Here is a 23,867-nt window from a genome sequence, read left to right as displayed (position 1 = left end):
TTACATCATGACAACATCAAATTGCTCTTGATTATACATGGATTCGGTTTGAACTTTAATTTGTTTGCCAATAAATACTTCCAGTTCCGCTAAGTGATGAAATTCATCATTAATTAACGCTTCACTGACGGCTGGCGCGGCATAAACAATAAATTTGTCGGCATCATAAGCTCGTTTAACCCGCACAATTTCTCTTAAAATTTCGAAACAAATAGTTTCTACGGTTTTTAATTGACCGCGGCCATGACAAACTTCGCATTCACCACAAAGAATATGCTCTAAGCTTTCTCTGGTACGTTTACGCGTCATTTCCACCAAACCTAAAGGGGAAAAGTCATGAATGTTAAATTTAACGTTATCTTTGGATAATGCGACATCTAAACTATGCAATACGCGCTTACGGTGATCTTTATTACTCATATCAATAAAATCGATAATAATAATACCGCCTAAATTACGTAACCTTAACTGTCGTGCAATTGCTTGGGTTGCTTCAATATTGGTATTAAAAATAGTTTCTTCTAAATTACGATGGCCAACAAAAGCCCCGGTATTAATATCAATGGTGGTCATGGCTTCGGTTTGATCAATGATTAACGAACCACCTGATTTTAAATCGATTTTACGATGTAGCGCCCGTTGAATTTCCTGCTCTACGTCAAACAAGTCGAAAATGGGTCGTTCACCGGGGTAATACTCCATCACTTTAGCTAGTTCAGGAACAAACTCTTCAGTGAACTCAATAAGTTCGTCGTAGGTTAATTTTGAATCAATACGAATACGCTCGAGTTTAATGCCAACAAAGTCGCGTAATACCCGAAAAGCTAAAGACAGATCTTGATAAATAGGCGCTTTAGTTTGTCGACGTTTTTTTCGCTCTAATACTTTTAGCCATAATCGGCGTAAAAAGTCAGCGTCATGCTTAAGTTCATCATCACCCACCCCTTCCGCTGCGGTACGCACAATAAAGCCATGGCTGTCATCACAATATGGGGTAACTATTTCTTTTAAACGTAAGCGCTCACTTTCATCATCAATACGTTGAGATATACCGGCATGGCTTGAATCAGGCATCAATACTAAATAGCGTGAAGCAATCGTAATATCGGTTGTTAAACGTGCCCCTTTAGTACCTAGTGGATCTTTGACCACTTGTACCATTAATAACTGCCCTTCATGTACCAAGCTTTTTATATCTGGTACTTGTGCATTCGAGTTATCTTTTACGCTATCTTCATTGGTGATAAGTTTTGAATTGATATCTGCAGCATGCAAAAACGCGGCTTTATCCAAGTTAATATCAACAAAAGCCGCTTGCATACCGGGTAACACGCGGATCACTTTACCTAAATAAATATTACCTACTAAACCACGTTTTGATTCACGTTCTACATGGACTTCTTGCAACACACCATTTTCAATAAGAGCAACCCGTGTTTCACTTGGTGTCACATTAATTAATAATTCACCGCTCATGTTATAACTCCCATCGCAAGTGTCGGTTTAATACCACACTGCGTTAATAATTCTGCGGTTTCTACCAAAGGCAAACCAACCACTGACGAATAACTTCCGTTAATACTTTTGACAAATTGCCCACCTAGCCCCTGAATACCATAAGAACCCGCTTTATCTTGTGGCTCGCCTGTTTGCCAATAGGCCGTGATGTCGTCATGGGTTAACGCTTTAAAATCAACATGCGTTACTACCACTTTACTAAGCACTTGTGTGCCCATAACAACCGCGATTGAGGTATAAACTTGGTGCCTAGTATTAGAAAGCTTAGCTAACATTTCAGCACTTGCTTGTTGGTTCGCCGGTTTACCTAAAATTTCATTGTTAATTACCACTGCCGTGTCTGAACCTAAAACACAGGCTTCGCGGTACTCAGGAAAACTAGCTATTGCCTGCGCCTTTTCAATGGCTAAACGCTCAACATAATGGCGCGGTGTTTCATCAAGGTGAATAGATTCATCAATATCAGCGCTAACCGCTAAAAATTCAAAACCTAACTGAGCTAATAATTCTTTACGACGAGGAGATTTAGATGCCAATATAACCACAATAGCAGCTCACTTATTTAATTTTAAAATGTCGTCTGACTTTTCTTAACAGTAAAAATAACCAAGGCCAGATAACAATCGAAGAGATAACCGGATATAAATAACTCGGTAAAAAAACAATATCGGTTAAAAAGCGTTGTAACCAAAACACTAACAAATGATATAACGCCGCTAAAACACCAACGATAAGTGACTGTTGCCACAGCGAGAAATTACGTATTTTTTGATAATTTACGACGGCAATATAAACAGCAATGGCCATTGCAGCAGTGTGGACACCAAGCGTTGCCCCTAATAAAACATCAAGAATAAATCCCATAACCGCTGCGGTAATAACATTCACCCGCATAGGTAGAGCAATGCCCCAATAAATTAAAACCACTAACACCCAGTCAGGACGAAATATATCTATGCTCAGTGGCATTGGCATAATGCTAACAATTAATGCCAGCAATAAGGTGAAAAGAATGATCAAGCCATTATTCGCTAACATTAGCCGGCTCCTTGACCACAGGTGTGTTTAGTGACGTTGATGCACCAGGCCATAATAATAATAAATAACGTAAGCGATCAATTTGAGCGATCGGTTGGCTATAAACGCGGGCAAAAGGGCGAGATTCATCTTGTTCAACCGAACTGACACGAGCAACCGGATATCCTTCCGGATATTTGCCGCCCAAGCCTGAAGTAACTAATAAATCACCTACTTTAACATCGGCACTATGTGGCACGTGATTTTGGATTAAACGATCAATTCTACCACTACCCGAAGCCACCATACGAATACCATTGCGTTGATTTCGTACCGGTACACCATGGGTAAGATCGGTAATTAAAATAACACGGCTATTGGTCGCGCCAACATGTAATACCTGGCCAACCACCCCTTGATCATCAATAATTGCCTGTCCTTCAAAAACGCCATTGTTAGCACCGCGATTAATAACCACTTGGTGACTATAAGGATCACTATCTACAGAAATAATCTCAGCAACCATTTTTTTCAAGTCAGCACGTAAAGGCGAAGCTAATAACTCTCTTAAACGTTTATTTTCACTTTTAATAATGGCGAGTTGCATGCTTTGTTCTTGAAACAATACCTGCTGGGCTTGATATTTTTGATTTTCTTCCATTAATCTTTGGCGGGTAACTAAGTTTTCACTCATCCAAGTGACAAGCTGCTTAGGGGTATTAGCAAGGTATTGCAATGGACTAACCATTGATTGCAAATAGCTACGCGCAAATTCGAAGCTATTCATTTTATGATCGAAAAAAATTAACAATACAGAACAACACAGCACCAAAACGAGTCGGTGCTGTGAAGAAGGTCCGTTTTTAAATATCGGTGTCATCGAGAAATTATCTTCTCTTATTCATGTATACGAGGATTAACTATGACATGCGAAAAAATCTGATTTATTCGTAAGAGAATAAATCACCACCATGCATATCAATCATTTCAATCGCTTTACCGCCACCACGAGCAACACAAGTTAATGGGTCATCAGCAATAACCACTGGAATGCCAGTTTCTTCCATTAATAAACGATCTAAATCTTTTAATAGTGCACCACCGCCAGTTAACACCATGCCACGTTCAGAAATATCAGACGCTAATTCAGGTGGTGATTGCTCTAATGCCACCATAATAGCACTAACAATACCTGATAATGGCTCTTGTAATGCCTCTAAAATTTCGTTGCTGTTTAAGGTAAAGCTACGTGGAACACCTTCAGCAAGGTTGCGACCACGAACTTCAATTTCCATTAACTCTTCGCCTGGGTAAGCCGAGCCAATTTCGTGTTTAATGCGCTCTGCTGTTGCTTCACCAATTAAGCTACCAAAGTTACGACGAACATAGTTAATAATCGCTTCATCAAATTTATCGCCACCTATACGTACCGATGATGAATAAACCACACCGTTCAGTGAAATAATACCAACTTCTGTAGTACCACCACCAATATCAACAACCATAGAACCTGTGGCTTCTGATACTGGCATACCGGCACCAATTGCTGCCGCCATAGGCTCATCAATTAAATAAACTTCACGTGCGCCAGCACCTTCAGCAGACTCTTTAATCGCTCGGCGTTCAACTTGCGTAGAACCACAAGGTACACACACTAAAACACGAGGGCTTGGGCGTAAAAAGTTATTACTATGCACCTGCTTAATGAAATATTGCAGCATTTTTTCAGTCACAAAAAAGTTAGCAATCACCCCATCTTTCATTGGACGAATGGCTTCAATATTGCCGGGTGTTCTACCTAACATTTGTTTCGCCGCCGTACCAACAGCAGCAACACTTTTCGAACCACCTGAACGATCTTGTCTGATCGCAACAACCGAAGGCTCGTTAAGCACAATGCCTTGGTCTTTAACATAAATAAGTGTATTTGCTGTTCCTAAATCGATTGATAAATCGTTAGAAAACATACCGCGTAATTTCTTAAACATAAGTTTGAAGTGTCCTTTACCCGATCAGTAGATGAATTATTTCTCTACTAATTCTGCATAACAAGATGTGATAATACTTTATATCAGGCAATCATAACTCAGTATCAAGTAGATGTAATATGCCTAATGTAAAAAAACATGAAAAAAGTGATTTTTTTCATGCTAAATGATGAATAGATATAAATATTCGTATAAAAAAGCGAAATTAATGATAAAGCTCAGGCCTGTTGAACTTTCGCGGTTGAATTTTTTCGGTTATTTAAAGTTTGTTCAGTTATTTAAAGATAGTAAACCGTTTTAATCACGACGAGCAATGTGTAGCTTAGCGACTCTATGTAAACACTGCTCACAGTTTCCGCATCTTGCTCAAGCTAGGTACTTTCATCCATGTAAGCAACAAATAGCCATTGCCCTGTGGACTGAGGCTAAAATCGCTTTTGTGAGCGTTAAAATTATTGGCTTAGATGACTAAACGACATAATTTAGCCTTGATTAAAACGATTTTATCTCTCAGCTAAATTATTAACAGCCCCTAAACCTTATGGACTTATTTCGCGCCACTGAATAATACGATCATTACCACGATATAAACCAAAGGTCGCAATAGCGGTTGGATTATTATCAAAGGCACCATCACCATTCCAATCATAATCTAACCAAGGGAAAGCGTTATACTCAAGCTTAACACTACCACGATTGCTTGACTGTGGCGTTAATAGAAAAGAAACCGCACCAGACTCTAGTGTTTGACTAGCTTCTGCTATCGTCGGCAGAGTTCCCCCTAAATTAATATCCGTCACTGTCATTTCATTATTATCCGTGGCAATGACAGTACAGTTATCTTGGGTATTAACGCTATATTCGCCACTATCTGCTAGAAATTCTACTTGCATAGGAATTGATTGCGGAAGTGTTTCAGGGCCATAGCTATTTTTCATTAATAACCTAGCAAAACGCATTTCCACCCCTGTGGCGGTAGCTTCTATTAAATCGCTAGCATCACCACCTTGGGTAATACCATCACTGTCGGTGATTGACTCAACTAGCAAAGGAATTTCCGCAGTAAATGGTGCTACTTCACTATTCGCATTTTTAATATAAGTGTAATGGTCAAAATCACTAAAGGTATAGCGCAAGCTTCCTTGTTCGTCATGATTAGCTAAAGTTGCCGTTGCCCAATTAGCAGACACAGTAACTAAATCTGTCTGGTTTTTACCTAGCTGATTTTTATCATTAAGAATACCATCGTTATTAACGCCATCAGCTAACACAACGCCGGCTACCGACAGCTTGTTAAAGTTATCTTCCGCTGTACTACCTAAGGTAAAGTTTTTAGTAATATCGCTCCCGTTACTTGCATATGCGGTAATAATTAATTCCGGTTGCTGGCTATATGTGATGGCACCAGATAATTGAGTGGCCGCATCTTTTTGCCCGGTATAAGCCCAAGTACCACATTCTCCGATTAAAACACCATGCTCTTCAACCGTTTGCTTGTAATGTGCCGGTGTAAAACGACCAACAAAAGGGAGGTTCCCTTGAACATCGCCAGCACCTAAATAATCATTATCCGTTAAACTAGCATCCAACCGGATAATACCAACCTCATTCCAGGTCATACTTTTACTTTGTGATGGGGTAACAAAGTTATCAAAATTACCATTTGATAATGTACCAAGATTTCCCCCAATCGGCCTTACTAAGCTATGTGTTAGCACGGCACTTTCCCCTGAAAAATTGGTCACATTATCATTATTACTCAGGTCTGCCCCATTATCAGGAATCCCGTCATTATTAATATCGTCTGCCGCTTGCCATTGTTTCGCGGTTAATGTCACCGTAAATGCCTCACCCGCAGCAATAAATTTATTGCCGCTGGCTTTTTCAGCTTTTGGGTTACCGGCAACAGCAACATCAAAACCAAAAGGTCGAACAATAAATGATGATTCACCACTAATATATACACCTGAGGGCGAACCATCTACAGGAATGTTATAGCGCGCATAAAAAGTTAATTTACCGGCATCTGGGTAGTTTAGCCAAAAGTCAGCCACACCTTCATTATTAAAGCCTATATCCATAGCTTGATAATTAATATTCTCTGACGGTGTGATCTTTGAGTTATTAATGGTTATATCTTCACTACAACCGGTGGAAAGATTACATTGAGCTGCAATGTCAAAATATTGATTATCAACCACCACAGCTTCACAAGCTCCGGTAGTGGTATTTCGTTGTAATGCTTTAAGTTCAAGATCGGCAGCACCAAATCCTTGATTAGAATTTTTTCCCGATAATTGATTGACGATACCTGCGGTATTATTTGAAAAAAACTTGAGCTCCGCATCCGCAAAGGTCATTACGCAACTTGTTGAAGTACCATTAGCACAAGCATATCCTTGGTTTAAAGCAAACGTAACGTCACCAACAGAGGTATGATTAAAAATAAAAGTAGATTCACCAGTATCATCAATATCAAAAGTTGAGTTTGTTAACGTCTGTTCATTAACCGTCAGTGTTACCGAAGCATTACTATTTTCAACTAAAGAAGAACAATCACTGTTAGCACACGCTTTTAGTGTTATAGCTTCAGCTTCACAGGTTAGTCCTCGACCATCATGCTCAATTAAAAAATGATCAATAACCGCACTATTACTCTGGCAACTATAATTAATTTCACTTTTATAATTTACTATTAGAATATTCGCAGAAGCCGCACCTGTAATAACAACCTCATTATCTAACGTTAGTTGTTCTTGAGAATAAACCAAGGCATTAAGTTCCGCTTTATAATCAATAGCAAGATCACCATAAGCATAAATAATAAAATTGTTTGCTTGTCCCCCTTCGTTTACTTTAACCTCATTATTAATTTTAGATGTTGAATCATTAACAAATAGCCTAACAACACCATCGCCATTAACAATCAACTCAGTTTGATAAGCAACGGTTAATTTATCAATCCAATAATCACCTGGGGCTAAATAAACCTTAGATTGCTCTTCGATACTTAAGGTAGAAATTTTATAACTATCATGATTAGCACTAAAGTATAAGGTACTTTGATATCCTACTGTTACCTCATCAAATTCATTTCCGGTTTGATCATTACCAACACATTTAGTGTATGGCTCTCTATTTGGATTAGCTTCACCAATAATACAGGTATCAATTTTAGTGCCACCATCCCAATGGCCAACACTATAATCTATTGAGCTACTGGTTGGCTGAAAATCGCCCAAATCTAACGTTTGTGTCGCTCCATTACTATCACGACTACAATCACCATAAGGATCACAAGCAGCAGTATCCCCTAGAAGTGAACTACTCGCTAACAAGTTATCGGGGTTATTATTAATTTTCACCTCGCCCTCAAAATCAATATAATCGCCAGAGCTATGACTCGTAACAGCATCAACAAAAGTGGTAGCGCAGTAATTTAGCTCGACTACCTCACAATCATTTTCATTCATCGCCGATTTTATTTCAGCTTGTGTCAATACTTGATTATAAACCCTGACTTCATCAAACTTTCCTCGAGCAGAAATGTGAGAAGGTAAAGTAAGGTTATTATTACCTGAATACCCTTTGGCGGCATTATCACCAATAATCAGGTTACCTAAACCTGAAATTTGACCATTAGTATTAATCGTATTAGGGAAAGTACTATAAGTAATTAGTTCGCCATCAACATAAATATCAAAGCTATCATTTTCATAATCCCAAGCTACGGTAAGGTAATACCAAACGTCTTTCGCGCGTGCAGGAATATTTGTTTCTTGTAATCGGAAGTCAGCATCTCTTGAATCTTCAAACGCAAATTTGAGCCCGCCTGATGCCATAATTTCAAACGTAAAGTATTTATCACTAACCCCTGTCGCATCTTTATGGGTACCATCAAATAACACACGTTCATTCTCATCATTCCAGTCTATATCGCTATTAAACCAGAAACTCACGGTTCCTTTTGTGCCTATATCTTGGTCTACATCAACACCGGTATCAAAAGCATTACCAGTATCCGTGCTCGTATTACTGCCATTAGGATCAAATGCTGAACAATATTTACCTGAAGAGGTTACAACTCCCCCTTGATTTTCACCATGATAATTATTACCGCTAGAGTCGGTAATACCACCACTAAAACTACTTTGTTCAAACGAATACTGGGCTACTACAGCAGGTAAGCTAACTTTAGTATAACGTGCTTCAAAATTATCAATAACAATGCCATCGTCATTATCATATGAATATAAACCACTTTGATTTAATAATGGTTGCTCACCCGCTGCATATAATAGTTCTTGTTGATTAACACAAATCGCGGTTCCTAAGTTGTTAACAACAACACCTAAATTAAAAGGATCATTGGCATCAAAATCACCCTGATACGCTAAAACTTCAACCTCACCAGCAACTACTTTGATCAACTCTAAGCGACGATAATGACCGGGAAAACTACTATTATCTCGATAGCCAATACCAAATTTTGCCCACCTCACTAAATAATAATTTTCTGTATTTTGATAACCAAAAATAATACCAACATCATTATTAACATTAGATTTATTCGCATTAATATCAACAAATACCGCGTATTCATCAATAGTCGCGGTATCAGTCAGAGTGTACTCAGGTTCGAAGCCTAAAAAACCAAATTCATTATCACCGTTGGCAGTTGTTGGGCCAACAAGTGTCAATTGCTCATTCGCTACTTGCCAAGCCATTATTTGACTTTCACCATTTGAATTAGCAATTGCCCCTTTAGTCCAATGATTAATACTTCGGTCTAAATTATAACTTTGCCAATTGTTATTCGTTGTTGAAAAATCATCTGAATATGCCAAAGCAGGCAAATCACTGGTACATGAAATAGGAATATTTACCGGTGTAGTTTCACAAAAACCACGAGAATCAATATGGTTAACGTTACTCGGTTCAAAGTAATATTGACCATTCACATCTGCTTTTAAGCCACCTTCAGTGGAAATTGCGCCAGTAAAGGTCACATTCTGGCCTAATGTCGCGCCACCAACAGAATAAATATAAGCATTAACCTCAGCATTATCACCAATAGTCAGTGCGCCATAAACAACCATTAATACATCAGCGGCATCACCATCTTTATTAACAACTGTATTAGCGGGAATATTTAAGTTGCCACTGAACAGTAATATCGCTGTGCCCGCATCGGTATACCTAACCACCGAACCTTCAGGCAAGTCCCATATAGTATGTTCATAGGTTTGCCCACCCGCTATCGCTGTTGATGTAAAAGCACCATTTGGATTAACGTCTGGCAAAGTTAACGGTTTTTCGAACGTTGAAATAGGTGAACAAGTACCATCATTACAACGGTTACTTGCTTCTACGAGAGGTAACCCATTCACTGCAAAGCTTATATCACCAGAAAAAATATCACGGCACTGTGAAGCATTCGCGCTTAAAACCAGTAAACTGCTAACTAAAGCGATACATAGGCGGGTGATCATAAACGTCTCGCTTCAACTTGAATGGTACGACTACTTAAAACAATATCTTTACTATCATTTGCCATCGTACCTGAACCACACTCTCCAGTACTAACCACTCGGTAATATGCAACACCATCATGATTGGCATAATTTTCACAAGTGACAATTGCCTTGCATTGTTGTAAACCACTAATATTTGTTAGCTGGCTATACGTTGAATTAGTACAATTATTTGAACTGCCCGAGCTTATTCCTAAATCTAACGGTAACAATTTATACAATTTTATTTGCATGCCAGTACGGGCTGCCGCTAAAGCTCTTGTCCCTAATACTTCTTGTGCAATGGTTTCACTGCTGGTCATTTGCATTTTTAAAATAGCGCCACCTAACAAGGTCATTATAATGATGACAAACAGTGCCACTAACAGCGCTGAGCCTCGTATTTTTGTCCGTTGCTTTATTTTTTTAACTTGCAGTGGCTGATAAGACATAGTTTATAACTTCTTTTGATACGCTAATTTCAATAAGTGCCTAGTCAAAAATAACGCTATCTAGCTGATTAAGCAATATTTGATAGCGTTCTTGTTTAAGGTGTATTTCTAATATGAATCTCATGATTGAAAGTAACGCTTTCACCATCATCTGATGGTCGAGTAAAAGTTAAATTAACTTGTACTACGCTATTCCGAGTAAGTGTTGCATCATTTACTATAAAGTCTGCTACAACATCTTCAGCCATCAATGCTTTTGTGCTCCCTGTAGGGAAAGTACTTGTAGTTAATTGTGCCGATAAATCATAGTCAGTTACTCGCCATAATTCACCACTATCTTCACAATACCGAACAGCTTGATTAACAACATAAAATCGATCTGTCGGTGAAAGCTGTTCTATGGTTACCGTATTAGCTAGTTTAAGCAACCAAATATCTGGGTTGCCTGACGTGGTTTTATCAACACTCAATAAGGAAAACAATTGCCCTGATGCTTGTTCTGGATCTGCATAAACATCACCATTTGAGAGCGGGTAAATAATAAGATTGTCATTACAAGAAACACAATCATAGGCTTGTTGTGGTTGCTGGTTAATTTTATTAAATTCAATCACCTTAATTTCATCTACTGGATTAACATTTGATAAATCAAGGTAAGTGGACGTTGCCACAATTGGGACAAATTCTAAACAGTGCGCACCTGAAATATTAAAAACCCGCGCACTATTAGGCAGAGCACTTCTTAGTTCTCGGTTAAGTCGTTCTACCGAAAAACGTGCGCTGCTAATTAATTGATCACGTTCACTGGTATTAACAAAAGTTTGCGCCGCAAAATTAAAAAAACTGCTAATACCAACAGAGATTACACCAAGCAGCACAATAACCGTGATCATTTCTATCAAGGTAAAACCTTGTTGTGGTTTTATGAACTTACACATTTATTTTATCAAACACCTTAAATGACAACGCTTAATTATAGGCTGTTTATACAGTTTAAAAATTGGTTTTATAAACGCTAAACGCTATTTCTGTTCCTAATGGCGTAGTCACCACTATGGTAATACGTTTGGCTAACCGTTTAGCTAACCTCACCTCAATACGACCATCATAATCAACCGTAACATTGATGGTAAAATTCTGATAACTACTATCTAAATTGCCATCTGTCGTGGTGCTTGCGGTAATTGTTTGACCGTAATTATTAAAGTCATCAACATCATCAAATAAACTTCTTGAAGTTTCCCCACTATCGGGCCCCATAACCGTAGAGCATCTTTCATCGGCTTCAACGCTGCCACTATCGTCTTGGTCTTCGTCACAACGCAATAAACCGCCCGCCATATCTGAGTTTTCATCAAAAGCACGGCTCATAATGTCATCCATTAAAGCTTGGGCTAATTGTGCAGCTTTAATTTGATGAATTTGATCGGCGCTATTTTCTTCTGCTGGCGCTAAGTAAGGTATGATCACCGCTAACGAAATAGCAAAAACGACAATCCCAATAATAATCTCAATTAGAGTAAAACCAGTAACTTTTGAGGAGGCGCTTTTAGCTCGAATAAAAGATAATTTAACGGGCATGAATATAACCCTCAGATTCTATTTCAATCATCACTGTTTCATCATTGCCAATCACGTTAATAATGCAACCGCCAACGCAATCTTCTAACGGCCGCCCCATGCTATCAAACCGGACACGACTAGGGTTAGTTTTACCAGCAATACTGAAACTAACTTGATGCTTATCTTCTACCACTAAACCACTTGCATCTGGCTGCCAATTACTTGGAAAAGCAATAATAGAACAATCTGTTCGATCAGGTACACCATAACGACTTTTTTCATCGTCAAAAACAATTTGATGACAATAATTAGTGGCACTATTGGTTTGCTGCATGGCGCGCTGCTGAGTTAATCGTAAAGCAGAAATTAACTGTACACGGTAGCTATAAGCTTCAAAGCTGCTTGAGCCAGAAAATTTAGGCAAAACATTTACCGCTAGAATACCAATAATGATAATCACGGTAACAAGTTCAACTAAAGTAAAGCCGGCTTGATGTTTTTTCATAACATTCTACTGATAAAAAAGGAGAGCAAAGCTCTCCTTTTCTTAAAATAAAATAAGGTTAATATTAAACAAAATACTAATTACTTTATTAAAGGCAATTTACCACGCCAAAAGTTGGTTTAGCTCCTGAAGCAGTAGCTTCTTTGTAAAAAGCAAAACAGGTGCTATCTCCACTTGCTGGACTGCTTATATCAGCTGGAAATTTATCTGCGGCAGGAGCTGTGCCGCCTTTAGGGTAAACAACAACATAAACACCAGCGTTAGCTGCTGCCGCAGTAAAAGTAATTTGAGCTATTGTAAAGTCCTCTGCCGTATCTAATAACGCTCCCCAAACAGTTGCGCCATTTGTTGCATCAGAAACTGGATAACCATACTGTATATTTAAAGCGCTGCCATTTACAAATACTGTATCATCTTCCTTGGTTTCATTACCTGCAATAAGTGATTTACTATAAACTAAAGTGGCTGCACTTTGCATTGACGCTTGCACCGCTTCTAACGTTGCAGTTTTTGCATCATCTTGTAAGTTAATAAATTTAGGAGCTGCCGTTGCCGCTAAAATACCTAAAATAACAATAACCACTACTAATTCAATTAAGGTGAAACCTGATTGTTTTTTAATGCTTTTCATTTGTATTCCTTTAATGCTGATACTAAAAATTATTAATTCGTTTTATTTATCTGTACTAGTTGTTAATAGTAATAGCTACTGAGCTATTTGAGGGATCGTAACTAAAGTTATTACCGACATTAACATTGCCATCAGGGCTTTCAAAATCCCCATTATTGCCTCTATTTAAGGTTTCTTTTAAATAATAGACACAAATACTATTTCCTGCATTACCACCTGTAGCCGTATCAACAAAATATTGAATATTTTCATCATCGTCGTTTACATCAGTAATTGAAGATGAAACTATCGGCGGCTGTTGTAAAATATTTTGCCATATTTCAACACAGTTAGCTTCATCAAAGCCCACTCCTAAGCCAGAACCATCAGTTAAACCAACAACATAACCTGGGCGAATAGAACCACTGCCGGTATTGTTATTTTCATTGGTTAGCATTAGCACAGTACCGTCATAATTAACTAAGTTATTAGTGCCATCATTTGGTCGTCCTTCGGCTTCCCACTGCGCTCTTGCTAACGAAATAGCTGTGGCAAAACCGCCCGCCATACCTTCAATATTCGCTTGCTGTGCTTGATCAGTTAAATCTAAATACTTAGGTATAGCTGTTACTGCTAACAAGCCTAAAATCACCACAACAACCACTAATTCAATTAGCGTAAAACCTGTTTGCTTTTTCATGTTCACCTCAAATCTAATTTTAATTTAGATAATTAACTCATTCTAGCAATGAATTATTAAATAAGTCACTGACAAAATAGCGAAAATTACAAATTATTCTTATTATAAACCTTTGAAACCTGTCCGTTCACACTGTTGTATTCAAAATAATCGCCATTTTTTACCGTATAACGGCACTGTCTACCTGCAAATTTATCGGTATTTTCTCGCATATCGATAACATTCACCGCCCCAATGGGCATATTAAAAAATGCTAGTGGCCTATCCATAACCATTAACCAAATCTCCTCGCAGGCATTAGTTTCATGATTTGAATCTATCCAGCCTTGCTGGTTGACCGCTACAACCTTTTTAATGACAGTATTGTTCTCTTTTATTTCAATGTTAACTTGTTTTGGCTTTTTATCCATTAACCACTGGCTACGCACCACAGTTATTTGACTGATAAAGTTAGCAGCAACCGCCTTTAATGCAGCCGTTGCTATCTCTTTTTCTTGTTTAAAATAATAAGATAAAAATACCGTCATTAAGATTGCCAGCAATATCATAACAATCAAGACTTTGTTTAAAGTTAAATCACCATAGCTGCCGGTTGTCATATTATAACGAGCCTATTTACCTTGCATTGCTGATGCCATATCCCACATTGGGGTAAAGATACCTAAAGCTAATAGTAGTACCATACTAGCAACAATAACTATCATTATAGGTTCAATACGTGCTGTTAGCATACTTAGGTCATAATCAACTTCTCGTTCGTAATAATCACCCACTTCTTGCAATAATTCATCAACCCGCCCGGTTTCTTCACCTACGGCGATCATCTGCAATACCAAAGGCGTAAATAACTGACTATTAGCAGACGAACGCAATAAACTATCGCCACTTTCGATACCACTGCGCATGGCAAGAATTTTTTCGGCCATATAGTCATTATCAACAGCGTCGGCCACTAACGTTAACCCCGTTGTCATTGGTACGCCAGCTTTTAAGACAATGGCAAAACTGTGAGAAAAACGCGATAAAATTGACCGTTCAATAACACTCCCGACAATCGGTAATTTGATTTTTAACCGATCCCAACGATATTTACCCTGTGCCGTTTTTAAGTAATTTCTTAGACCAAAAAATAACGCTAAACTTGCTACTAACATATGCGGCCAATAGTTAATAAAAAAGTTTGAGCTAGAAATTAACAATTGCGTGGCAAAGGGCAAGTCAGCACCTAAACGGGCAAATAGGCCAGAAAACATAGGGATAACAAAAATATTTAAGATCACCATAGCCGCCGCTAGAAAAATCATAACTAAGGTTGGATAACGCAGCGCTGACTTTATTCGCTTTCGAGTTTCTTGTTCACGCTCAAAATAACTAGCGAGCTTTAAAAATGCGCCATCAAGTTGACCGGTATTTTCACCAACATGAATCAAGGAAATAAATAACGGTGGAAAAATTTTCGGGTGTTGATTCATCGCCGAAGATAAGCTAAAGCCCCCTTCTAAATGACTACCGACCTCTTCCAATGCAGCTTTTAGTTTTGGCGAGTTAGCCGATTCGGCAAGGCCATTAATTGCCCGTAATATAGGGACGCCCGATTTCATTAACGCGTACATTTGCCGACAAAAAACAATCAGTTCATCTAGCTTTACCGCTGAAAAACCCAATAAATCAGCAATATCAATATCGCCAACATTTTGGCTAGTTACCACTTTTTTAGCTTCAATTGAAATAGGGATAATACGTTGACGGCTTAACTGCTCGGCAATGGCATGTTCATCACTACCATCAAGCGAACCTTTTATTTGTGCTCCTGTACTATCTCGCCCGATATAATTAAATGCTGGCATGGTTAATTATCACCTGTAATTTCGACCGATTCCACCAAACGTAGCACTTCTTCAACACTCGTTATACCGGCCAGCGCATAATCATAAGCCGCTAACGCTAATGAGCGAAAGCCAGGATTAGCTTTAGCAAGTTCAGTGAAAGCTTCGGGGTCATCACGTTTTAAGGCTGACATCATAGCTTCATTCATTTCTAATAATTCAAAAACACCAATCCGGCCGCGATAGCCAGTATAGTTACAACTTTGACAACCTTTACCATGTTCAAAACTTGCCGTAGCTGATGCTTCACCCACGAGATGGTTTAACCAAAGTTTTTCTTGGTTATCCGGTTGATAACTTTCTCGGCAACTATCACATATTCTGCGTACCAAACGTTGGGCAATAATTGCACGTAGTGAGCTCCCTACTAAAAAGCCAGCCGCTCCCATATCAATCAAACGTAAGGCACTAGTAATAGCATCGTTAGTATGCAGAGTTGATAATACTAAGTGACCAGTTAATGCACCTCGTAAGCCAATTTCAACGGTTTCTTGGTCACGCATCTCACCCACCATGATAATATCGGGATCTTGCCGTAATGCCGTTCTTAAAATGCTTGAAAACGTTAAGTTTATTTTACTATTAATTTGTACTTGGTTAATGCGTGATAACCGATACTCAACCGGATCTTCGGCCGTGATAATTTTTTTAGTTGATTGATTTAATTCACTTAAGGCAGCATAAAGTGTCGTGGTTTTACCGCTACCTGTTGGGCCAGTCACTAACACCATGCCATGTGGCCGAGAAATTTGAGCCCGTAACCGTGCCACTAAGTCACTCGGCATCCCTGTTTCATCTAACGATAATAAACCTGCTGATTGGTCAAGCAAACGCATAACCACAGATTCACCATGCTGAACGGGCATGGTTGACATACGGACATCAATATTATGGCCTTTAATATTTAAGTTAAAACGACCATCTTGTGGTAAACGCTTTTCTGAAATATCTAAACCAGCCATCAGTTTTAACCGTAAAACCATAGCCGAAGCTATTTTATTTTCTTTTAAAACATTTTCTTGTAAAACACCATCAATACGCTGACGAATGCGTAACGTGTTTTCATCCGGTTCAATATGCACATCTGACGCCCGCATTTGTACGGCATCTTCAAATACTGACTGCAACAATTTACCAACCGTTGCATCGCCACCGTCATCTAAAAAGGTTGAACCTAAATCAAAATCACTGGTTTGCTCGTATTCATCTTCTAACTGGCTAGCAAACGATTCAATATCTGCAGTACGGCGATATAAACTGTCAAAGGCATCAAACAGTTGCGATTCCATGACAACAGCCAATTGAATACGCTTTGGAGCTAATAAATTTTCTAACTGATCAAGAGCATTTAAATCTGCAGGATCACTCATCCCAATCAAAACTGAATCGCCATTATCTTCAATGATTAAGGCTCGTAATCGACGGGCATGTATTTCCGATAATAAGCTAGCAACTTCACCAGGAATACGACGCTGTCGAATATCAAGGAAAGGCACATCAAGTTGTTGGGCTAAAAACTCTAATAATTGACGCTCACCTATATGGCCAAGCTCTATTAAAGTATCCCCTAATTTTCGTCCCGTGGTTTTTTGACTATTCAGCGCTTGCATCAGCTGTTCATTGCTAATGATATGCTCATGCACTAATAAATCACCCAGACGCATTTTTAGTTTTGGTGCTGCCATGATTATTCTCCTAACTCTTCCATTCGTTGCTTAGCAAATGCGATAGCGCTACTTGATAAACCACCTTGGTTTATGGCGCTGTTATAAGCACTTATTGCCTCACTGAATTGACTATTACTGTCATAAGCAATAGCTAAACCTAACCAATAACGCGCATTTTGTGGTGCTAGCTGCACTAAGGTTACATAGGCCTTTGCTGCTGCGCTATGGTTACCTATTTGTTGAGCGGCATTCGCTAATAACGATTGGTATTCAATATCTTCAACATCGCGTAAAACACTTAAGACATCATAAGCTTTATCAACTTGACCTACTGTTAAGTATATACGCGCTTTCATTAAGCGAAACTCTTGATTAGTAGAATCTAAATCAATGCCTGTTTGTAATAAGTTTAACGCTGGTTGATACGACTTGCGACCAAACCATAACGCGGCGAGTTGCTTACGTGCTGTCGCATTATCTGGTGTTAACATAATAATTTCTTCAAATAGCGCTTCAGCTTGTTCAATTTCATTATCTGCTAACGCCCGTTCAGCCTTATTCATTTTTTGGCTAGCTAATGCTGTTGGCGACATTTGTTTACGAGATATAGTTAAACTAGAAGTTTTTTTGGCAGCAGGTTCCGTATTATTGACCGCTACAGTTTCAAACGACTGTTGATTAACCTTAGTTAAAGGTGGTGCCGATAAAGTTTGCTGCTTTGGCAAAACATGATGCTGATGACCATGATCAGCGATTGTTTCTGCTTTGTGATCTTGATAGTTAACTTCTGCTTGTTTCAGTGTTTGTGACGCCGCAAACTCTGGTTCAGGTATTAATTGGGTAGGTTGTGCCTCAGTTAACGGTTGCGACTTAGTTTCATTGGCCATGCCACTAGCTTGCGTGCGAAGGTTACTTTCTGAAACTTGCGCTGCTGGTTGACTGCTGTTCGGCTGATCAGCTGCTTGCTCAGAAACAGATTTAACCGCCATGGTAGTTGAAATTGCTTGTTCGGCTTGCTGTTTAAGCGCTTGGTTTTCTTGATACATTTGCCAAACGAAAAATGCCAACACGGTTAAACACAACATAGTGAATACCGTTAATATAACGACTTTTGTAGACGATTTTGCTTGCTCTGGGATATACGGACGCGAAGCGGTGCCATGTTGCTCAGCTGTTCGACTGTCTAAGTCTTTTAACATTTGATTGATAACACTCACACTTTTGCTCCAAATGAAATATAACCCGTTACCAAAAATAACGTTAAACCTACAAGACCAAACAAGGCCAAAATAACCACAGGCATTAACCAAGGTTTTGGCATAATACTGTCTTCAGTATCTTTAGTGGCTAACAATAAGTGCTTATTGGTAATTTGATAACTACCTTCACCATAACTTAGCATCAACATTTTGTGGCACAGTATATTCACCAAACGAGGAACACCTCGACTAGCTTTGGCGATTTTTTTAGCTAATTGACTGCTAAATAAAGCAGGTCCTTTATAACCGGCTACGTATAAACGATGACTGACATAATGCTCAACTTCAGCGGCGGTCATTACCCGTAGTTGATATGAAAAAGTAATGCGTTGGCGCAGTTGTCTAAATTTTTGCTCGGCTAAACGAACATCTAATTCAGGCTGAGCAAAAAGCACCACCTGCAATAATTTTCGACTTTCGGTTTCTAAATTAGTAAATAAACGAAGCGCCTCTAAACTATCTTCAGGTAAAGCCTGTGCTTCATCTAAAATCACCACCACCGAATGTCCTTCGCCATGCAGTGTTAATAAACGCTCTTGAATACGTTGTGTTAACAACTGGCTCGACATCCGTTGTGCTTGTTTAACCCCTAATTCACTGGCCACTGCACGACGTAATTCATCAGGGTTTAAGTAAGGATTAGGGATATACGCCGTAACAAAATGTGCCGGTATTTCGTTTAATAATTTCCGGCACAATAAGGTTTTACCCGTACCCACTTCTCCGACAACTTTAATAAAACCTTCACCGGTTTTTAACGCGGTTAATAACACAGCTAACGCTTCGTTATGCGGCTGTAAGCCTAAAAAGAAGCTCGTATTTGGTGTTAACGTAAACGGTAGTTCGGTTAAGCCAAAATGGTAAAGGTACATACGTTATAAATGCATAGTTAAGTTTAATGTGTTAATTATTGCTCTTCCGGAAACCATTGTTTTAACAAGTTACGCGCATCTTGTAATTGCTCCTGCCAAGCATCTTGACCAGTAACAATCGGCTTGAGCATGATCACTAACTCACTTTTTTGCGTGGTTTGGCTTTTACTTTTAAATAACTCACCTAAAAATGGAATATCGCCTAACAAGGGCGTTTTTGATTCTTTATCGGTTTTACGGCTTTCAATTAAACCGCCTAGCACAACAATTTCACCAGAGTGAGCACGAATAATGGTGTCTGACTCACGCACACTTGATTGCGCAAGTGGTAAAATAATATCTTCATTATTTAAACGAATTTGTTTTACTTGTTCCGCTGTTACCGTGACTGACGGGTGAACATGTAAAATAACTTCACCATTGCCATTAATTTGAGGTGTTACATCTAAAGCAATACCAGAGAAAAACGGCGTTAACTGAATTTCAGGCGTTGTTGTTGTTGATGTTCCGGTTGTCGTTGTACTTGAAACTTCAGTAACAAAGTATTCATCTTGGCCTACTTTTATCACCGCTTTTTGATTATTTGTTGCAGTAATACGTGGGCTAGAAAGCACTTGCACATTACCTTGAGTTTGCAACAATGAAATAACGCTATTAAAGTCAGCATTGTTGATGGTTAATGTACTTTCACCACCAATTGCAGCAGAAATGGCATTCCCCGTAATACCTCCGCTTGTTTGAAAAAGTAAATTTGTGCTATCAATATTACTAATCACTTGGTCCCAACGGATCCCTTGCTGGTAATCATCGTTGAGCGTCACTTCAATAATTTTAGCTTCAATGATCACTTGGCGACGTAAATGTTCTTGAGAGTCATTCAGAAAGCTTTTAATTGCTTTGATTTCATGCGGCAATGCTTTTACGGTGACTAAACCTGCTTGCGGAGAAACAACCACAGCACGCCCTTCATCCGTACCAATTAAGGCTTCTAAAGTCTCTTTTAATTCGGTCCAAAAATCAGATTGATTCTCAGTATAAATATTAATACCACTATTACCTTGTTGGCTATCTTGGCCACTATTGCCTGAGTTGTTACGGCTTTGACTGTTATTATTGGAATTATTGCTATTGCCACCACTATTAGGATCATTTTCTGAGACACCACCTGAATTGATTGAGGTGCTAGATAAACCAAAGCGTTTAATAAACAAATAATTTAATGGAATAGTTTCGGTACGAATACCAGCAGGGTAAACTTGAATAACACGACCATTACGGCGAATATCATAACCATATAAGGCTTGAACGGCATCGAGGGTTTCTTCGACCGTAACTTCTTTTAAATTTAAAGTAATATCACCACTAACATCAGGATGAACTATAACGCTATAAGGTGAGTCTTCAACAATCGCGGCAAAAAAGTTTTTCGCGGCAATGTTACTAGCTGACACCTCTAAGCGTTTTTCAGATAACAAACCATGACGTGCTTGTTTTAAGCTATGCTGTACGAGATCTTGCTGCACCGCTGCTGGAATTTTTGCTAGTGGCGTTGGTTTTTTAGCTGCGTTTGATGCGATAGCATCATCCAAAACCTTGTTAATTTCAGTAGGTGCTTCCGGTGAAGTTTGGCAACCAACTAACATTAATGCTAGTGAACATAAATAAAGTTTGATCTGCTTATTATTAATAAAATTCATGTTTAATATCTTTTACTTAGCGGTTAATTCGGAAAATATATGTAATTTTTTTCGCTCATCTTCTGAACGTAAAACCACGCTTTTATCGTTAACAGCAACCAATTTAAAGTCACCTATGTAGTCGCCTACTTTTAATAATTTGCCATTGATAATAACAGTATGAACACCATTACCATGAATGATTGATTCCAATTTCATTTGATTAATTTTTTCAACCGGTGCCGAGCCCATTACTGCACGACCAAAAGGTTGAGTAGGATCTGTTGCGGCCATTGAAAACCCAGTTACTAACAGGGCTGTTAAGATGAAATATTTAAACACCAACAAACTCCTGATTTGTACTTAAGCTGTAAATTTCAATGTTAAGTTCACTTTTTGGGTATTCTATTAATTGATAATTAAAATCATGCCAAAAAAACTTCCAAGGTAAGTCTTCCAATTGCTGCAAGTAATCACGTAATTGAAAGTATTTGCCACTCAGCTTGATCTGAATACCATGGCGATATAAACCTGAGGCAAATTGTTCTGTTTCCGCAGTTGCCGAATTAACACCATTAATATCACTATTCGGCTCTTTTTGAGCGGTAAACAATAGAGGTTTAGCAGGTAGCACCTTAAACGATAATAACGAAACGCCTTGTTGTAATTTTAATAATTGTATTAACGCTTGGCGCATTTCTATTGGATTAATTAACTCTTCCGTCAAGGTTAATAATTGTTCATCAACTTTTGTTAAACGCTGCTCTAAATTAGCGATTTGCTCTTTAATTACCTGATTCGGGTCAAGCGTTAACGCTTTCGTTAATTCATTAATATTCTGAGTTAAGTCTTTGTTACTCTGTGTTAACTTTGCTATTTTCCGCGTATTTTCTTTAGTGTTAATTAAATTACCTTCAACCATTAACGTAAACGGCACCATAAAAAATAACACTAGCCCACTGATAAAAATCAGTAACATTTCACGCGATGACAGCTTTAAAAATTTATCACTCAGTTGTTGCCATTGTTGTTTCATTAGTTAGCGCTCTTTTTTAATTTACTTTCGAAAGTAGAGCCGATAGTAAAGGCGGTAATTTTATTTTCATTTTCAGTTAACTGAAAGTTTTTAAAGTGTTTACCCGATAACAATTCAGATTGCTCAAAACCTGACAACCACTGAGGTACCGCTTCAGGATTTTTTGCTAAACCGGAAAAAAGCATTTCATTTTGATCAATAACTACCTGCTGCAAACTAATATCTTTATGATGATATTTAGACAATTCCGTCATTGAATTAGCAAAACCGGCAACATAGGTTTGTTTAGGATCCGTCAATCTAGCATGTAATGCTTGTTTATTACGCATTACCAGTTTTAACGTTGCTAATTTAGCCTCTAAGGCGACATCTTTTTTACGATTTTGTATTTCCGTTTTTAAATCGGCCATTAGCGCTGTGTTATTTTTATGCTCTACATTTAATTTAGCTAAACGTTGTTCGCTGATCTTAAAGACATGCAAACTATATTGGCTCCATGCCAGCATAGCAATTAAGACCAAACCCCAAACTAAGACCATACGATTAAGGGTAACTTTTGGCTGTTCAGGTAATAATTCTGCTTGTAATAAATTAACACTGTACTTACCGGTTAATTGCTCGCCATTCATACTTGCGGCTCCATAATCGGTTCTTCAATGACATTAGCTACCGGTGTTTTATCCTTACTCATCATACTTCCAATCACAACAGCAAATGCTCTTTCATTATGATATTGCTCAGGTAAATTAATTAACTCAACCGGCACATTGGTATTTTCTGATAACTTTCTCGCGATAAAAGCTTCATGTTCAATCGGCAATAATACATTAATCGTTTTAACTGGCGGCTGCTTAAGCTGGCGCTCGAAAAAGTCGATAGATTTTTGAATTTCAATACTCAAGTTATCGATGAGCCCCATCGCAAGTTCATCAGGAGTTCGTTGGGCAATATTTGCCATACCGCGTAAACGACGATATGAAAACAAGCGGTTATCGCGAACAATTAAAATTAAAATTTCTTCATTGGGCTGCTGACAAACCAAAAGTTGGCCACCCTCTTTACCATTGACCAACTGAGCAAAGGCAAATTCTTCAGTCGTGATTTTATCTAAGGTTAAATCACTTTTATGAATGCAATTAACCATGTCTTTCAGCTTTGATTTTTGGCCACAAACAACATTAAGTTTTTCAGTATTTGCTAAGGTCGGGCCGTCAAAGTAATCAAGCACCATATCGTCTGCTGGAAAAGTCACTAGATCTTTTATTTGCCACTTCAATGCGGCGATTAATTCATTATCAGGAATATTAGGTTTATCAACTTGTACTATTTGATAATGTTTGGCTGATAACACCAACTCACAATTAGCAGAGAGATCGTCGATATTATGAAGATTAGATAATGCTGCGTTATGATTGTCATCTAAAACAGGAATAATATTAAGTTTTGGACTTTTTTTATTAGCAGAGAAACAGTACGAGACAGCATCTTGTCGTAATGCAATGCTTAGCAAGTTTTGCGTTTCCTTTTTAGTAAAAAGCATTTTTACTTTAGTTGTAAATGTCATTTATCGATACAATCATCTTAAAGTATTTTATCCTGTAGATT

General features: G+C 38.4%; 22 protein-coding genes. All 22 read right to left on the bottom strand.

Going from position 1 to position 23,867, the window contains the following annotated elements:
* A complete protein-coding gene (rng, locus tag ACSLUO_RS00715) occupies positions 1-1,476 on the bottom strand; it encodes a ribonuclease G (protein WP_448245396.1) in 1,476 nt (491 codons plus the stop codon).
* The gene (locus ACSLUO_RS00710; protein ID WP_448245395.1) at positions 1,473-2,063 is read right to left on the bottom strand and encodes a Maf family protein; all 591 of its coding nucleotides are present in this window, start codon (positions 2,061-2,063) and stop codon (positions 1,473-1,475) included. Before ACSLUO_RS00710 ends, rng begins: the two co-directional genes overlap by 4 nt.
* A gap of 13 nt (positions 2,064-2,076) precedes the next feature.
* Positions 2,077-2,556 (bottom strand): rod shape-determining protein MreD, encoded by a 480-nt coding sequence (gene mreD / locus ACSLUO_RS00705; RefSeq protein WP_448245394.1) that lies wholly within the window; start codon positions 2,554-2,556, stop codon positions 2,077-2,079.
* The gene (gene mreC / locus ACSLUO_RS00700) at positions 2,543-3,415 is read right to left on the bottom strand and encodes a rod shape-determining protein MreC (RefSeq protein ID WP_448245393.1); all 873 of its coding nucleotides are present in this window, start codon (positions 3,413-3,415) and stop codon (positions 2,543-2,545) included. The genes mreD and mreC overlap by 14 nt, the downstream gene beginning before the upstream one ends.
* A gap of 64 nt (positions 3,416-3,479) precedes the next feature.
* On the bottom strand, positions 3,480-4,523 hold the full coding sequence (locus tag ACSLUO_RS00695; protein WP_448245392.1) for a rod shape-determining protein: 1,044 nt from the start codon (positions 4,521-4,523) through the stop codon (positions 3,480-3,482).
* Between the two features lie 539 nt (positions 4,524-5,062).
* Positions 5,063-10,015 carry a DUF6701 domain-containing protein gene (locus tag ACSLUO_RS00690; protein WP_448245391.1) on the bottom strand — a complete coding sequence of 1,651 codons (4,953 nt, stop codon included), beginning with the start codon at positions 10,013-10,015 and terminating at the stop codon, positions 5,063-5,065.
* Entirely contained in the window at positions 10,012-10,488 is a 477-nt protein-coding gene (locus tag ACSLUO_RS00685) for a hypothetical protein (RefSeq protein ID WP_448245390.1), read from the bottom strand. Before ACSLUO_RS00685 ends, ACSLUO_RS00690 begins: the two co-directional genes overlap by 4 nt.
* A gap of 95 nt (positions 10,489-10,583) precedes the next feature.
* Entirely contained in the window at positions 10,584-11,426 is an 843-nt protein-coding gene (locus ACSLUO_RS00680; protein ID WP_448245389.1) for a PulJ/GspJ family protein, read from the bottom strand.
* Between the two features lie 55 nt (positions 11,427-11,481).
* Positions 11,482-12,069, bottom strand: a complete 588-nt coding sequence (locus ACSLUO_RS00675; protein WP_448245388.1) for a type IV pilus modification PilV family protein — start codon at positions 12,067-12,069, stop codon at positions 11,482-11,484.
* Positions 12,059-12,556: a prepilin-type N-terminal cleavage/methylation domain-containing protein gene (locus tag ACSLUO_RS00670; protein ID WP_448245387.1), complete on the bottom strand. Its 498-nt coding sequence runs from the start codon at positions 12,554-12,556 to the stop codon at positions 12,059-12,061. Before ACSLUO_RS00670 ends, ACSLUO_RS00675 begins: the two co-directional genes overlap by 11 nt.
* Before the next feature lie 88 nt (positions 12,557-12,644).
* Complete coding sequence (locus ACSLUO_RS00665) at positions 12,645-13,187, bottom strand: type II secretion system protein (protein WP_448245386.1); 543 nt, start codon at positions 13,185-13,187, stop codon at positions 12,645-12,647.
* 55 nt (positions 13,188-13,242) lie between these two features.
* A complete protein-coding gene (locus ACSLUO_RS00660) occupies positions 13,243-13,866 on the bottom strand; it encodes a prepilin-type N-terminal cleavage/methylation domain-containing protein (protein ID WP_448245385.1) in 624 nt (207 codons plus the stop codon).
* A gap of 86 nt (positions 13,867-13,952) precedes the next feature.
* Positions 13,953-14,465, bottom strand: coding sequence for a hypothetical protein (locus ACSLUO_RS00655; RefSeq protein ID WP_448245384.1), 513 nt, complete (start codon positions 14,463-14,465; stop codon positions 13,953-13,955).
* A 12-nt stretch (positions 14,466-14,477) separates the two neighbouring features.
* A complete protein-coding gene (locus ACSLUO_RS00650) occupies positions 14,478-15,713 on the bottom strand; it encodes a type II secretion system F family protein (RefSeq protein WP_448245383.1) in 1,236 nt (411 codons plus the stop codon).
* A gap of 2 nt (positions 15,714-15,715) precedes the next feature.
* A complete protein-coding gene (locus tag ACSLUO_RS00645; RefSeq protein ID WP_448245382.1) occupies positions 15,716-17,437 on the bottom strand; it encodes a GspE/PulE family protein in 1,722 nt (573 codons plus the stop codon).
* 2 nt (positions 17,438-17,439) lie between these two features.
* Entirely contained in the window at positions 17,440-18,636 is a 1,197-nt protein-coding gene (locus ACSLUO_RS00640; protein ID WP_448245381.1) for a tetratricopeptide repeat protein, read from the bottom strand.
* Positions 18,633-19,550, bottom strand: a complete 918-nt coding sequence (locus tag ACSLUO_RS00635) for an ExeA family protein (RefSeq protein ID WP_448245380.1) — start codon at positions 19,548-19,550, stop codon at positions 18,633-18,635. The genes ACSLUO_RS00640 and ACSLUO_RS00635 overlap by 4 nt, the downstream gene beginning before the upstream one ends.
* A gap of 35 nt (positions 19,551-19,585) precedes the next feature.
* Positions 19,586-21,247: a pilus (MSHA type) biogenesis protein MshL gene (gene mshL, locus ACSLUO_RS00630; protein ID WP_448245379.1), complete on the bottom strand. Its 1,662-nt coding sequence runs from the start codon at positions 21,245-21,247 to the stop codon at positions 19,586-19,588.
* 12 nt (positions 21,248-21,259) lie between these two features.
* Positions 21,260-21,568, bottom strand: a complete 309-nt coding sequence (locus ACSLUO_RS00625) for a hypothetical protein (protein WP_448245378.1) — start codon at positions 21,566-21,568, stop codon at positions 21,260-21,262.
* Positions 21,561-22,262: a hypothetical protein gene (locus tag ACSLUO_RS00620; protein WP_448245377.1), complete on the bottom strand. Its 702-nt coding sequence runs from the start codon at positions 22,260-22,262 to the stop codon at positions 21,561-21,563. Before ACSLUO_RS00620 ends, ACSLUO_RS00625 begins: the two co-directional genes overlap by 8 nt.
* Complete coding sequence (locus ACSLUO_RS00615; RefSeq protein WP_448245376.1) at positions 22,262-22,891, bottom strand: PilN domain-containing protein; 630 nt, start codon at positions 22,889-22,891, stop codon at positions 22,262-22,264. The genes ACSLUO_RS00620 and ACSLUO_RS00615 overlap by 1 nt, the downstream gene beginning before the upstream one ends.
* On the bottom strand, positions 22,888-23,826 hold the full coding sequence (locus ACSLUO_RS00610; protein WP_448245375.1) for a hypothetical protein: 939 nt from the start codon (positions 23,824-23,826) through the stop codon (positions 22,888-22,890). Before ACSLUO_RS00610 ends, ACSLUO_RS00615 begins: the two co-directional genes overlap by 4 nt.
* Between the last annotated feature and the right edge of the window lie 41 nt (positions 23,827-23,867).

The organism is Thalassotalea agariperforans, assembly GCF_053470345.1.
The sequence above is the reverse complement of the archived record's forward strand: the minus strand, read 5'-3'. Positions and strand labels throughout refer to the sequence as shown.